General features: G+C 60.2%; 11 protein-coding genes. 5 read left to right on the forward strand and 6 right to left on the reverse strand.

Going from position 1 to position 12,719, the window contains the following annotated elements:
• Positions 1–402: 402 nt before the first annotated feature.
• Complete coding sequence (locus NMG80_RS16280; protein WP_254019021.1) at positions 403–717, forward strand: GYD domain-containing protein; 315 nt, start codon at positions 403–405, stop codon at positions 715–717.
• Between the two features lie 231 nt (positions 718–948).
• Here NMG80_RS16280 and NMG80_RS16285 read toward each other — a convergent pair whose 3' ends face one another.
• The 3 genes from NMG80_RS16285 to NMG80_RS16295 all read right to left on the reverse strand — a co-directional run bounded on the left by NMG80_RS16285 (position 949) and on the right by NMG80_RS16295 (position 2,505).
• Positions 949–1,074, reverse strand: a complete 126-nt coding sequence (locus tag NMG80_RS16285) for a DUF6471 domain-containing protein (protein ID WP_254019022.1) — start codon at positions 1,072–1,074, stop codon at positions 949–951.
• Positions 1,075–1,448: 374 nt separating this feature from the next.
• On the reverse strand, positions 1,449–1,814 hold the full coding sequence (locus NMG80_RS16290) for a DUF3768 domain-containing protein (protein WP_254019023.1): 366 nt from the start codon (positions 1,812–1,814) through the stop codon (positions 1,449–1,451).
• Between the two features lie 73 nt (positions 1,815–1,887).
• A complete protein-coding gene (locus NMG80_RS16295) occupies positions 1,888–2,505 on the reverse strand; it encodes a hypothetical protein (RefSeq protein WP_254019024.1) in 618 nt (205 codons plus the stop codon).
• 497 nt (positions 2,506–3,002) lie between these two features.
• Between NMG80_RS16295 and NMG80_RS16300 the strand changes: the two genes are divergently transcribed.
• The 3 genes from NMG80_RS16300 (at position 3,003) to NMG80_RS16310 (ending at position 5,766) form a co-directional block, all read left to right on the forward strand.
• Positions 3,003–3,413, forward strand: coding sequence for a hypothetical protein (locus NMG80_RS16300; protein ID WP_254019025.1), 411 nt, complete (start codon positions 3,003–3,005; stop codon positions 3,411–3,413).
• Positions 3,414–4,225: 812 nt separating this feature from the next.
• Entirely contained in the window at positions 4,226–4,666 is a 441-nt protein-coding gene (locus tag NMG80_RS16305; protein ID WP_254019207.1) for a hypothetical protein, read from the forward strand.
• Between the two features lie 758 nt (positions 4,667–5,424).
• Complete coding sequence (locus NMG80_RS16310; RefSeq protein ID WP_254019026.1) at positions 5,425–5,766, forward strand: hypothetical protein; 342 nt, start codon at positions 5,425–5,427, stop codon at positions 5,764–5,766.
• A gap of 170 nt (positions 5,767–5,936) precedes the next feature.
• On the opposite strand, the gene ggt is transcribed toward NMG80_RS16310, so the two are convergent.
• The 3 genes from ggt to NMG80_RS16325 all read right to left on the reverse strand — a co-directional run bounded on the left by ggt (position 5,937) and on the right by NMG80_RS16325 (position 11,677).
• Complete coding sequence (gene ggt, locus NMG80_RS16315; RefSeq protein WP_254019027.1) at positions 5,937–7,670, reverse strand: gamma-glutamyltransferase; 1,734 nt, start codon at positions 7,668–7,670, stop codon at positions 5,937–5,939.
• 505 nt (positions 7,671–8,175) lie between these two features.
• Positions 8,176–9,468 (reverse strand): L-rhamnose catabolism isomerase, encoded by a 1,293-nt coding sequence (gene rhaI, locus NMG80_RS16320; RefSeq protein ID WP_254019028.1) that lies wholly within the window; start codon positions 9,466–9,468, stop codon positions 8,176–8,178.
• A 106-nt stretch (positions 9,469–9,574) separates the two neighbouring features.
• Positions 9,575–11,677 (reverse strand): bifunctional rhamnulose-1-phosphate aldolase/short-chain dehydrogenase, encoded by a 2,103-nt coding sequence (locus tag NMG80_RS16325; protein ID WP_254019029.1) that lies wholly within the window; start codon positions 11,675–11,677, stop codon positions 9,575–9,577.
• Between the two features lie 213 nt (positions 11,678–11,890).
• Between NMG80_RS16325 and NMG80_RS16330 the strand changes: the two genes are divergently transcribed.
• The gene (locus tag NMG80_RS16330) at positions 11,891–12,700 is read left to right on the forward strand and encodes a DeoR/GlpR family DNA-binding transcription regulator (RefSeq protein ID WP_254019030.1); all 810 of its coding nucleotides are present in this window, start codon (positions 11,891–11,893) and stop codon (positions 12,698–12,700) included.
• Positions 12,701–12,719 lie beyond the last annotated feature (19 nt).

Here is a 12,719-nt window from a genome sequence, read left to right on the forward strand (position 1 = left end):
ATCTGGGAGCGGTAGCCGTCGAATTTGGCTTCATGCATCCAGTCATCGCCTTGGGGCGACTTTGCTACCAAGGTAGGCATCATCGGAGGAATAAAATCTAGCCGGCCGCCAGCACTCACTCATCTACGCACAGATTCGAGTCTAGGCCGGCCCGAACTGGCGAATAGGGGAACGGATCATGATCATTTTACTAAATTAGCAATTATGCATGAAATCGCCTATAATTCGCTCCAGCCGGCGAGTGCGAGACCTCACGAGCCGGTGAGGCCTGGCGGCCGGTTGGTTCACCCCCTAAGGCTGTCGGGCCATTCACAGACCACTGTAAATTGGTAGCGAGAAGATAAATAACTCCGTGTTGTCAAATATTGATACGACACGAGTATAAGCTTTGGAGGAATACCCATGAAAGTGACTATATTGGCAAACTATGCGCCCAATGCCTATAAAGGATTGATACAGGGCTCAGACCGAGAAGCTGCAATCAAAACGCTTTTTGAAAGCGTTGGCGGCAAGGTTTACAGTGTGATGTTTACTCGCGGCGCCTATGATATCGTGGTCAATGCTGAGGTGCCGGACCAGGCCGCTGGGATGGGGCTAGCCCTGGCGGTGCGGGCAAGCGGCTCGGTGACCGACCTCGTTGTCCTCGAAGAGCTCGACATGAAGGCGGTGCTCGCAGTGGCCAACAAAGCTGCCAAAGTCTACAAGCCAGCCGGCTGATTGGACTAACTGTGCATTGATGGCAGCACGGCCCACCGCACCGTAAAGAAAGCCCGCGCCTCTGGCGGAGAGCGCGGGCCCGATCGGGTTAAGGGCCCCGATCTGCAGCGGGCAACGGAGGTCATGCCCCGCTGGTCACAGACAATCATTAGGATTTACTAAAGTTCCACCGACGGCTGCCCTGGGTGTCCTCGCCCGCCGATGAAGAGCATGGCCCGTTGGTGCCCTGTGCTAAACTTCTAGGCTGACTTGCCGGACGCCGATCACGTCCATGCACATCATGAAGAACGCGGCAGTGAAGCTGTCCCGGCTTATCTTGTTGGCCAGAAGCGCCTCGGAATGGGCGGACAGTAGCATGGTCATTTCCTTGAACCTTTCGCGGTGCGCGCCTTTGCCCTGGCAACGGCTTGTTTCTGGGCCTTTCGCAGCTTGGCCGCGTTCGCGGGGGCTGAGTTGGTCGATGCAGACATTTCTGCCTCCTATTTCGGGTTGACGGGAAACCAGCTGTCCAGGTTTTCCCCGGCAGCCTTGCAAAGAAGGATCGCCTTGCGCGGATCGGCCCGGCACAGATTGGCGATTGCCGTCAGATTCGGGATCTTCCCGTCTTCGCCGCGAATGAACGGTTTTCGGCCGGCTTGGAGGAAGGCCACTTTTCGCCGATGGTGGTCATTTCTTTGATCCTTTCAGATTGCTGATCCTTTGCGCCCCTGTGCCCTGTGCAGCGGAATGCATCAGTATTCCTCCGCTAGCATGACCGTCATGATCCGAATAGTAACGGCCGGGTCAGCAGGATTCGGCGATAGGTTGCTCAGCGTCCGGTCATAGTAGTCGACCTTCCAGAAGAGCTGCCAGTCGCCCACGTGAAGCAGAGCGCAGTCGTGCTCGCCCCAAGGATCGTTGTCTCCATCGAAGGCGTCGAAGTTGGCGACGGCCATCAGAATATCGGCAATGTCCTTTGCTGACAGTGCTGCGATGCCAGCGGTGAGCACCACTCGCCCCCCGGTGCCGGTCTGGCGTAATTGGTCATTAAGCGTTCTGACGCGGGTCCGCTTTTCGGCCGCGGTTGTTCGATCGACGCACTCTGTCGAGCAGGTCATGGGTTTGGTTCCTTCGAATTGGTGATTGTCGAGGGGTGACGGGCCGGACGAACCCGGCCCGTTGCAGCGCCGGTTACTTGTTCGCCAGCTGGCGCGGGTGGATCAGCCCGAGTTGATAATAGCTACGATCGATCTGCGGCGTGTCCGGGTAGTCACGAAATTTTAGCGTGAACATCCCCTTGGCTTTGACCTTCATTATCCGGGCCTCGAAAAAACCCTCGTCTGGGCCTTCGGAGGCCAGCACGACGCTGCCGACGGCAAGGCCAGCCCAAGGGTCGGTCAACCCGCCGCTACCGCTTTGGTCGCCACTGCCGCCACCCTCGCTTTGGCCCGCCACGGGCTCAGACGAGGGCGCTGAAGCGTTTTCAGGGGTGTCGGCGGCCTTGTCATCGCCCGGCCCGCCGTCGCGCTCGTCAGCGACCCCCGCGAGGGCCACGATGCGCTCATAGACCTCCGCCTTGGTGAAGGGGACGAAAGCCTTGCCACTGTCAAACAGCTTGCCAGCCGGAAGACGCATGACGATCTCGGGCGCTTCGCCGGGCCCAATGCGGTGGGAGTGCATCCCCATTAGCTTCGCTGCCCCTTCCGCCGCCTCGACATCGGGCAGCAGGAAGACCGAGGCATGGGGTTTGCGGCTTTCATCTCGGCCAAAAACAATCAGCGAGGGAGTGGTTTCGGAGGCGACGTTCATTGGCCTACCTCCAGATATGACAAAGGGCCCAGAGGGCCCCTTTTGATGTGTGATTTGAGTGGTGCCGACATGGCGCGTCGGGTCGATCTGTCAAAGGCATGTTAAGGCTCCTGTTAGGGTCTGACCCAAGCCGCGCCAAACGACGCAACTGGCCGCCGTCAGCGTACAGGAATATTTTCCCAAAATCAAGTATCCCTGAAAAACCATCATCGACCGATTCAACTTTGCGCGCTGGGGCAAGATGGTTAGTTTGTTCGTCGATATTGGAGGGCGTGGTCATAAATGCCGTCTGCTTCCGGAAGACGACACTGCTGCTTACTCGGCAATTTTGCAGACTTGGATCTATCCGCTCAGCACCCGGGCATTGGCCTAAAACGAGCGCGCTCGACATACTCCCTTCTGTATCGCCCCAGCCCATGGCCGGGACGTGTTGCAAGTGCCCGCCCATTGCGGCAATCTCAGAGGAACAAGAGGTCATCAAGTGGATTGTCGGGTAAATGGCCTTGTCGCCTAGCTTGCGTACTGCCGCAGCCTTCGGGGTCCTTATTCTGGTGATCGCCATATTGATCGCAGGTTTGTTGACGGGCTTTTCCCTTGATGAGAAGCAAGCATCATTCTGGGACGTTGTACTGAAAGCAGTAGGTGGCATCATCGCGTTGGCGGGCGCGGGCGGCGCCGTTTATAAGTATTTTGAGGAAAAGGCCAAAGAGACCGACGAAAAAGCTAAGGCAAACCGAGCGGCCAAATCGAGGCAGACAAGCCATTCTTTGAGAAGCGCCAGCAGGTCTATTGGGAGCTATGCAACGCGACCTCCCTTATCGGGAACAACGACCCTGATACACTCCTACGCCAAAAAGGAGCTGAACAGTTCTGGCTTCTCTATTGGGGCGGCCTGCCGATGGTCTTAGACGAAAACGTAGCAAGCATAGTTGATAACTAGCACGATTTTCTTCTCGATCACCCAACCGAGATGGTGGAGCTAAGAAATCGTAGCCTGACCATTGCCAGAGCATGTCGGCACTCCCTTGGATACACCGAGCAATAATCTTCTCATGGGACTAGCGCCGCTGACCACCGCCAAGCTGCTCTCGAGGTCAAAGCCGAGAGGACCGTCCGCGACGGCGATGCTAACGCAAATGGGCCGTTCGGACTGGCTTCCCTTGGCTCGTGCAATATCAAAGCAACATCTCTACCGGCGGAGCGCGCATCTAACACGGCCCCGGACAAGCCTACTATGTCACTGGGATAAACGAGAGCGCCGGAGAGCGTTGGTTCTGTTCGGAAGCCGAGCCCCAGTCTGCGGATTGGCGGTGTTCAAAGTGATGATGATCGCTCGGTAGGCGCATGTCTCGCCTGACTGGCTCGACATTGCGCCACATCAGTGTTACACAGGCTGCAAATCAGGGCCAGCCAACAAATTGATTTTGCTGTCTTTTTTCTGCGTTTTGCTCATTCCGCCTCTGGGCACCATTTTTCCTAGCAATTTCATCAGCAAGTTGTGCATGACGCCCGCTTGGCTGAAATCGGTTGGAGGAATTCAGGTCGCCGCCTTTGCGGCGTGTTGCGTAGCGTTCTCGGCGACCTCCAATCATTTCCCGCGCCTGGCATGGCCGGCACATTGGCGAAACTGTTTGCTCGCATTGGGCGAATGACGGATTTGATTTGCTTGGTGATCGCCTATCCTTAGGGCAAAATGCCCGCAGGGGCTCCAGGAGGCGAAATGAGAGCACGCGCAGCAACGATTGGAGATCTGGAAAATGTCTTCCGTGATCTGTCCAAGCGGATATCGGACGAGTACGTCGCGGCCGGCAAGGACAGCAAGATCGCCTACGACAATCTGATGATGAACTTGAAAGAAGGCCGTGCTCATGCGCTCGTGCAGGGTGAAAAAACCGTAGCGCTCATCGCCTGGCACGAGAATAGCGACGCTGCTGATACGCTGTTCGCCGCGCAGGAAGATTTCTTCAGCGCCGCGACCGTTCGCTTCTGCAAGCGGCACATTCGCCATATCCAGGCGCTCGCCGGCAACCTCCCCATTCACTCGCGCAGCTGGCTCCATAGACCGGACGTCGCAAAATGGTTCCGGGTAATCGGCTATATCGAGCGGGGCCAGGAGAATGGCTCCAAACTGTTCGAGTTGCCGCCGGCTCCCGCAGCCTAAGAAATCCAGGCGTGCTGCGAAACGCTGCCACAACGGGCCCCGCTTTTGCTCCAATGCTCTAGCCAAAAAAGGCCCGCCGCTCCATTTGCGAAGCGGCGAGGCCCCATTTTCGGGAACAACTTCCGGGCCGTTGCCCGGCATTGCTTACGATGCAATTCAGGTGCCAGACGGTTTTGACCGATAATGGGACACCGCACAGGGAAAGCGCGAACCATCTTCCGCGATCACACCACTGCCATACCGCGCCATGCCTGTTATGTTTGCTTGCGGCGGACCTGATTTCCGCCTGGCCGGCGCCCATCAGGCAACCTACCCCAACGCCCCCCAAAGTGGCGCCGGCCACCCTTCACCACCGACCCAATCTTCGCCACCGGCCCAATCTTCGCCACCATTACGTCACGCGCGGTCAAGCCGAAGCCAGGGGCAGCGGTTCGTATCCGCCTCCAGAGCGGCGGACTTTCAGGTCAATACGCCCCGACTGGCGATTCCAGTGCGATAGATCGCCTGGAACGGCGGCACGATCCGACCTGAAGCGCGTCGCGCTTGACCGGGCGACGCGCTTCAGGTTGTTGTTTTTTGCATGTCGTTACCGCAAACCCGCTGCACAGTTTTGCGCGAGATGCATTAAATCCAAAAAAGACGGTAGCAAGCCGCGGCCAGAAAGTGTTGAAGACCGTGCCGATCGCATTGAACGCGTAGCGATCCGGTTGCACTCGGCAAGGCTTGATGATTTGTTGCCGCTTCAAGGAGAATGAACGATGCACGAGCCTGCCGGTCAAGACGAATATGGGTCGGCCAACCCCTTCGACCCGGACGACCTGACGACGTTGAACGTGATGGGTCCGGGGGTGGCCAACAACGATTTCGAGAAATACGCGGTCGCCGTGATCATCGTTTTCGGCGCTCTCATCATTGGTGGCTTGATGGCCGCAACCTTGGCCCTGGGGCACCGCAACGGCTTCCTCTACGCGCTTGGCGGCGCCACCGCGGCTTGGATATCGGGAAATGCGCTCCTGCTCGATCGGCCGCGTATCTATGCCTTGTTCGTCGGCATCGCGGCGGTGATGCTGATTGCGTCCACCATAACGCTGGTCATCTGACGGGTCTGCCGATATTCGGGTGATGCCGGCCTGCCCTGAATCTCAACAGACCCGGGCGCACGAATTCTAAAGCGCGTCGCGTTTGACCGGCCTCATGCGACGCGCTTTAGATTCTTGTTTTTATGCATGTCGTTATCGCAAAACCGCAGCACACTTTTGCGCGACATGCATTAATATCCGATCGCGTCGCCGGATGCGGCGCGGCTGTCGATAGCGCCGTTGTAGCGGGCGCCGCCCCCCTTTTCGATCTCGGCCAGGCTCTTGCCGCCGACCAGGATGCCAGCCGCCTGGCCCCAGGTCGCATCGGTGACATCGAGGCGGTAGCCCATGCCGGCAAGCAGTTTTTCGGTATCGGGCGACAGGCCGAACGGTTCGATATAGACCGTGTCGGGCAGCCATTGGTGATGGATGCGCGGCGCGTCGATCGCCTCCTGGATGTTCATGCCGTGATCGACGACATTGACGATCGCTGCCAGCGTGATGGTGATGATGCGCGAGCCGCCGGGGCTGCCGATGACCATGAACGGCTTGCCGTCTTTGGCGACGATAGTCGGGCTCATCGACGACAGCGGCGTCTTCCTCGGGGCGATCGCATTCGCCTCGCCCTGGACGAGGCCGTAGAGATTGGGCACGCCTGGTTTCTGGGTGAAATCGTCCATCTCGTTGTTGAGCAGGATGCCGGTGCCGCCGGCGACGACGGCGGCGCCGAACGAGCCGTTCAGCGTGTAGGTCACCGCGACGGCGTTGCCGTCATTGTCGACGATCGAATAATGCGTCGTCTCCTGGCTCTCGCCAAAGCCCTTCGGCATTAGATCCTGCGACACGCCGGCCCGGAACGGATCGATCTTTTCGCGGATTTCCTTCGCATAATTCTTGTCGAGCAGTTTTTCCACCGGATTGTCGACGAAGTCGGGATCGCCGAGCGCCGAGTTGCGGTCGACATAGGCATGGCGCATCGCCTCGACCATGATCCGGACCGTTTCAGCGGAACCCGCACCGAGATAGGACAGTGGGTAACCTTCCAGCACGTTGAGGATCTCGCAGATGATGACGCCGCCCGAACTCGGCGGCGGCGACGAGGTGATCTCATAGCCGCGGTAGTTGCAGGTCACCGGTTTTAGCTCGCGGACCGCGTAGGTCTCGAAATCCGCCTTGGCCAGAATGCCGCCCTTCTCCGCGCTCGCCTTGACGATGCCGTCGGCGATCGGTCCTTTGTAGAAGGCATCGTGACCTCGTTCCGAAATCGCCGAGAGCGAGGCGGCGAGATCGGCCTGGACAAGGCGCTCGCCGACGGCATAGGGCTTGCCGTCAGGCTTCAGGAAGATGGCGGCCGCGGCCGGGTCCTTGGCCAGTCGCTCAGCGCCGCCTTCGAGCGAAGCGACGTCGCCCTGCTCCAGCACGAACCCGTCTTTGGCATAGCGGATGGCCGGCGCCATCAAGTCCTGCCGCGTCAGCGTGCCGTATTTTTCCCGTGCCGTCTCGAATCCGGCCACCGAGCCCGGCACGCCGACAGCGAGATAGCCGTCGAGGCTGGCGCCTTTCACCGGCTTGCCGTCCTTGTCGAGATACATGGTTTTCGTCGAGGCGAGCGGCGCGCGCTCGCGGAAATCGAGGAACGTCGAGCGGCCGTCCTTGAAGCGGATGGTCATGAAGCCGCCACCGCCGATATTGCCGGCGTTTGGATAGACCACAGCCAGTGCGTAGCCAACGGCGACCGCGGCATCGACGGCGTTGCCGCCCTTCTTCAGCACCTCGACGCCGACTTCCGACGCCAGATGCTGGGCGGTCACCACCATGCCATGTTCGCCCATCGCCGGCTGCGGCGAGGCGGCGAATGCGGCCGCCAGCGGCGCAAAGGTCAAGGTGAGGGAAAGACTGAGTGCGATTAGGGTGCGGCGGTGCATGGCCGTTTCCTCCGAGGCGTGGGATGTGCCTAGAAGAAACTGTTGGAGGGGGCGAGTCCATGGCAATAGAACGGAAAGGGATTGGTGCAGCCATCACCGGCCGCTTCGCAAGCCGCCGTTGCGATCTTCGGCTGATGTAACGGCATGGATCCTAGGGTCTCCGCGACGTCGCTTCGCTCCTGCTCCGCCCTAGGATGACGAAAGCGTGTTGGCTTGTGGCTAATCGCGGATGTAGGAGATTGGCGGCTAATGGCAACCTTGGAGATTGGCCGATACGATTTTCCCTTCGTCATCCTAGGGCGGAGCAGTCGCGAAGCGACGTCGCGGAGACCCTAGGATCCATGCCGTGACCTCTCAGCGTCGCAGTGTTGATGGCAAGCCCCCAACCTCAACCTTCAGCCATTTTGTTCTTGCTTTGTGCCGGCAGTTATGCTAGTGATTTCCGCACGGTGCTGATTTGCGCTGCGACCCGCCTCAGGCGGGCTTTTTCGTTTTCAGGCCGATATCAAACAATCCCGCCGCCGCCGCTCGCGATCGCCGGCCGTTCTGCCGCGACCTTGGCTCGGTAGCCGGCGGCGCGATAGGTGGCGACCGGATCGATGGCGCCGCCCGTGTTCAGCCGCGCCATGGCGAGGATCGGCTCGACATCGGTGCGATAGGCGGTTTTCAGTGTCTGCGTCGCCATCAGCGCGTCATTGGCGTCCTGATGGCCTTCCAGCGCCTGGCGATCGACCAGCAGCGCCTGCGCATAGGCGCGCTGCACCTCGACCGCCGACAACATCAGGCTTTCGATCGGGTCGGTGACATTGTGGCTCTGGTCGAGCATGTGAGCCGGATCAAAACCTTCGGCGCCGGCAAGCTCGGCATCGACCAGCTCGTTGAAGACGAGGAACAGCCGGTAGGGATCGATGGAGCCGGCGTCGAGATCGTCGTCGCCATATTTCGAATCGTTGAAATGGAAGCCGCCGAGCTTCTTGAACTGGATCAGCCGCGACACGATCATCTCGATGTTGACGTTGGGCGCGTGATGGCCGAGGTCGACCAGGCAGAACGCCTTGTCGCCGAGCTCCTTGGCGATGATGTAGTTGGTGCCCCAATCCTGCACGACCGTCGAATAGAAGGCCGGCTCGTACATCTTGTGCTCGGTGAACAGTTTCCAGTCGTCCGGCAGTCCGGCGTAGATCTCCTTCATTGCGTCGAGATAGCGCTCGAACGCCTTGGCGAAATTGACTTGGCCGGGGAAATTCGAGCCGTCGCCGATCCACACCGTCAGTGCCTTGGAGCCGAGCATCTTGCCGATCTCGATGCATTCGAGATTGTGCTCGACCGCCTGCCGGCGGGTGCTGGCGTCGGCATGCGACAGCGAGCCGAACTTGTAGGACAGTTTTTGATCACTGGCGTCGGAGAAGGTGTTCGAGTTCATCGCGTCGAAGCCGAGGCCGAAGCGCGATGCCGCCTGCTTCAGCCGGTTCGGGTCGGCCTTGTCCCAGGGAATGTGCAGCGAGACGGTGGGTGTCGCCTGCGTCAACTGCCGGATCAAGGCGCAGTCCTCGATCTTGTCGAAAATATCGCGCGGTTCGCCGGCGCCGGGAAAGCGGGCAAAGCGGGTGCCGCCGGTGCCGACGCCCCAGGAGGGGATCGCCACTGCGAATTTTTCGACCTTGTCGCTGATAGCGTCGATGGCGATGCCGCGGCGGTCGAGGCGCTCGCCGAGCGAGTCGTAGTCGCGCTTGAGGTCGGCCGCGCGCGCGGCGTTGTCCTTGTCGATGATGTCGGCGGAGATGATGGTTTCGGACATGGTTCCTCCCAGTATATGTTTGGTCGGCCCTGCCGGGGCCTTCTGCCCGTATAGTGACGGGGAGAAGGGGGCGCGCCGGCGCTGGCTCCAAACCTCAAATGATCGGCTACCGCGTAAAGCTCTGCGCGTTGCCCGCGTCGACATTGACGATATTGCCGGTCGACTTGGCCGACATGTCGGAGGCGAAGAAATAGATCGCCTCGGCGATGTCTTCGGGGAACACCGAACGCTTCAGCATCGAGCGCGAGCGGTAGTGCTCCTCGAGGTCGTCGGTCGACATCTTGTAGGCGGCGGCGCGCTGTTCCTTCCACTCGCCGGTCCAGATCTTCGAGCCGCGCAGCACGGCGTCGGGATTGACGACATTGACCCTGATCTGGGCTTCCGCGCCTTCCAGCGCCAGGCAGCGCGCCAGATGGATCTCGGCGGCCTTGGCGGTGCAATAGGCGGCGGCATTGGGCGAGGCGGCAAGCCCGTTCTTGGAGGCGACGAAGACGACATTGCCGCCGATCTTTTGCGCCCGGAACAGCCGGAATGCTTCGCGCGAAACTAGGAAATAGCCGGTCGACAAGATGTCCATGTTCTTGTTCCACAGCGCCAGAGTCGTCTCCTCGATGGGCGCCGAGGTTGCCAGGCCGGCATTCGACACCAGAGTATCGATGCCGCCGAACTCGACCGCGGTTTCGGCGAAACCGGAGATCACCTGGTCCTCTGACGTGACGTCGATGACCAGCGGCCGCACGAAATCCTTGCCATGGGCTTTCGTCAGTTCGTCGTTGGCGCTGGCAAGGGCTGTCTCGTCGATGTCGGCCAGCACTACGCAGGCGCCCTCGCGCAACAGCCGGTTGGCCGTCGCCCGGCCGATGCCGCCGGCGCCGCCGGTGACCAGCGCGATCTGGCCGGCAAGCGCTTTCGGCTTGGGCAGGCGCTGCAGCTTTGCCTCTTCGAGCAGCCAGTATTCGATGTCGAACGCTTCCTGCTCGGGCAGTCCGACATAGGTCGACACCGTCGAGGCGCCGCGCATGACATTGATGGCGTTGACGTAGAACTCGCCCGATATGCGCGCCGTCGCCTTGTCGCCGGCGAAGGTGAACATGCCGACGCCGGGCATCAGATAGACCACGGCGTTCGGATCACGCACCGGTGGCGAATCCGCATGCTTGCACCTGTCATAATAGGCCTGGTAGCCAACGCGATACTCCGCCACATCGTCGGCAAGACGGGCAATGACGGCATCGACATCGGGATTGTCGGGATCGAACTCGATGACCAGCGGCCGGATCTTGGTGCGCAGGAAATGATCCGGGCAGGAGGTGCCGAGCGCCGCCAGCGGGCGCAAATCCTTCGAATTGACGAATTCGAGCACGGCGGGCGAATCGTCGAAATGGCCGAGCTTGTGGCTCTTCTCCGAGATCAGGCCGCGGATCCTCGGCATCAGCTTTGCCGCAATGGCGCGACGCGCCGGCGCGTCGCGCGATTTGACGACTTCGCCACCGAAGACCGGCTTGCCTTCAGACTTGCGCTCGAACCAGTCAATCGCCTGGTTGATCACCGAGATCGTCGTCTCGTAGCATTCCCGAGGGCTGTCGCCCCAGGTGAACAGGCCATGGCTTGCCAGCACAACGCCCTTGGCCTCGGGGTTTTCGGAGCAGAATTTTTCCAGCCACAGGCCGAGTTCGAAGCCCGGGCGCTTCCATGGCAGCCAGCCGATCGCGTCACCGAAGATCTCCCTGGTCAGCGCCTGCGAATCCTTGGCGGCGGCAATCGCGATGATGGCGTCGGGATGCATGTGGTCGACATGCCGCTTCGGCACGAAGGCGTGCAGCGGCGTGTCGATCGAGGCCGCGCGTGGGTTAAGATTGAAGGTGCAATGGGGCAGATAGGCGACCATCTCGTCCTCATGCTCGAGGCCACGGTAGAGACCCTTAAGCGCGCGTAACTTGTCCATGTAGAGGGTGGCGAAACCGTCTGTTTTAATCGAGGCGCTGTCGCCGCCCGAGCCCTTCACCCACAGCACTTCCACGCTTTCGCCGGTGAGCGGATCCTTTTGCCAGATCTTGGAAGAGGTGTTGCCGCCGCCATAGTTGGTGACTCGCCTGTCGGAGCCAAGAACATTCGAGCGATACACGAGACATTCCGGCTCGCTCATTCCCAGGGCTTTCGCCTCATCCCAAAGATTGGCGAGGCGCGTGCCGGAGCGCTTGTCAAGCATAGGTAATCCTCCCGTGACGTGAGACGCGCAAACGGTGCGGTCAATTGCGACCGCATAGCGGGTCAGCTTCGGTCGAATGTCCACGGAAGCGGCGTCATTGTCAATCACAAACGATCAAGATTGATCATATTGCACTGCACAATGGAATTATATGATCGGAAATGATTGACACTGCGCGTTTTGAGTGCCTAGATGTGCTGGCAGGGAGGAACCATGCACGAAAAAGAGCGCCACAGGATCATTTTGTCCGCCGTCCAGGAAAAGCCTGTGGTGACGGTGCAGGAGATGGTCGACCTGACGGACTCGTCCGAGGCGACGATCCGGCGCGACATCGCAGCATTGCATGTGCAAAAGCGCCTGCGCCGCGTGCGTGGCGGCGCCGAGGCGATCACGCCGCCGCAATTCATCGGCCTTGCCGGCCGGCCTTTTTCCGTCAACGAGACGATCAACGCTGCGCAGAAGCGAACGATCGCGCGGGACGCCGTGGAACTGTGCAAGGACGGCGAGCCGATCATCATCAATGGCGGAACCACAACCTTCCAGATGGTGCATTTCCTGACCGGCCGCCGCATGCCGATCTTCACCAATTCCTTTCCGATCGCCGAGCACCTGCTCAAGCACTCCAAGAACACGGTGATGCTGTCGGGCGGCACCATCTACCGTGAGCAGAACATCATCCTGTCGCCGTTCGACAATGACGTGACGCGCAATTTTTATGCGCGCCGCATGTTCATGGGCGCGCAAGGGCTCGGGCCGCTCGGCCTGATGGAAGGCGATCCGCTGCTGATCCAGGCCGAGCAGAAACTGATCGATCAGGCCGACGAGCTGGTGGTGCTGGTCGACTCGTCGAAATTCCGCAAACGCTCCAGCCTGATCCTGTGTGGCCTGTCGCGCATCGCCACCGTCATCACCGACGACGGCATCGAGGATCGCGAGGCCAAGATGTTGGAGGCCGCCGGTGTGACGCTGATCGTCGCCCGCACAACGGCAGCCAATAGGGAAGAATCTTCGCTGCAGGCCTGAGGGTTCGCAGCGGCGATGG

Source organism: Mesorhizobium escarrei (assembly GCF_935825525.1).
Classification (GTDB): Bacteria; Pseudomonadota; Alphaproteobacteria; order Rhizobiales; family Rhizobiaceae; genus Mesorhizobium; species Mesorhizobium escarrei.

What these genes read in the sequence shown, in the direction of transcription:
- ggt (WP_254019027.1), bottom strand. Translation starts at nt 7,670, where the DNA reads ATGCACCGCCGCACCCTAATCGCACTCAGTCTTTCCCTCACCTTGACC.
- NMG80_RS16305 (WP_254019207.1), top strand. Translation starts at nt 4,226, where the DNA reads ATGAGAGCACGCGCAGCAACGATTGGAGATCTGGAAAATGTCTTCCGT.
- NMG80_RS16310 (WP_254019026.1), top strand. Translation starts at nt 5,425, where the DNA reads ATGCACGAGCCTGCCGGTCAAGACGAATATGGGTCGGCCAACCCCTTC.
- NMG80_RS16295 (WP_254019024.1), bottom strand. Translation starts at nt 2,505, where the DNA reads ATGAACGTCGCCTCCGAAACCACTCCCTCGCTGATTGTTTTTGGCCGA.
- NMG80_RS16300 (WP_254019025.1), top strand. Translation starts at nt 3,003, where the DNA reads ATGGCCTTGTCGCCTAGCTTGCGTACTGCCGCAGCCTTCGGGGTCCTT.
- rhaI (WP_254019028.1), bottom strand. Translation starts at nt 9,468, where the DNA reads ATGTCCGAAACCATCATCTCCGCCGACATCATCGACAAGGACAACGCC.
- NMG80_RS16330 (WP_254019030.1), top strand. Translation starts at nt 11,891, where the DNA reads ATGCACGAAAAAGAGCGCCACAGGATCATTTTGTCCGCCGTCCAGGAA.
- NMG80_RS16280 (WP_254019021.1), top strand. Translation starts at nt 403, where the DNA reads ATGAAAGTGACTATATTGGCAAACTATGCGCCCAATGCCTATAAAGGA.
- NMG80_RS16290 (WP_254019023.1), bottom strand. Translation starts at nt 1,814, where the DNA reads ATGACCTGCTCGACAGAGTGCGTCGATCGAACAACCGCGGCCGAAAAG.
- NMG80_RS16285 (WP_254019022.1), bottom strand. Translation starts at nt 1,074, where the DNA reads ATGCTACTGTCCGCCCATTCCGAGGCGCTTCTGGCCAACAAGATAAGC.
- NMG80_RS16325 (WP_254019029.1), bottom strand. Translation starts at nt 11,677, where the DNA reads ATGCTTGACAAGCGCTCCGGCACGCGCCTCGCCAATCTTTGGGATGAG.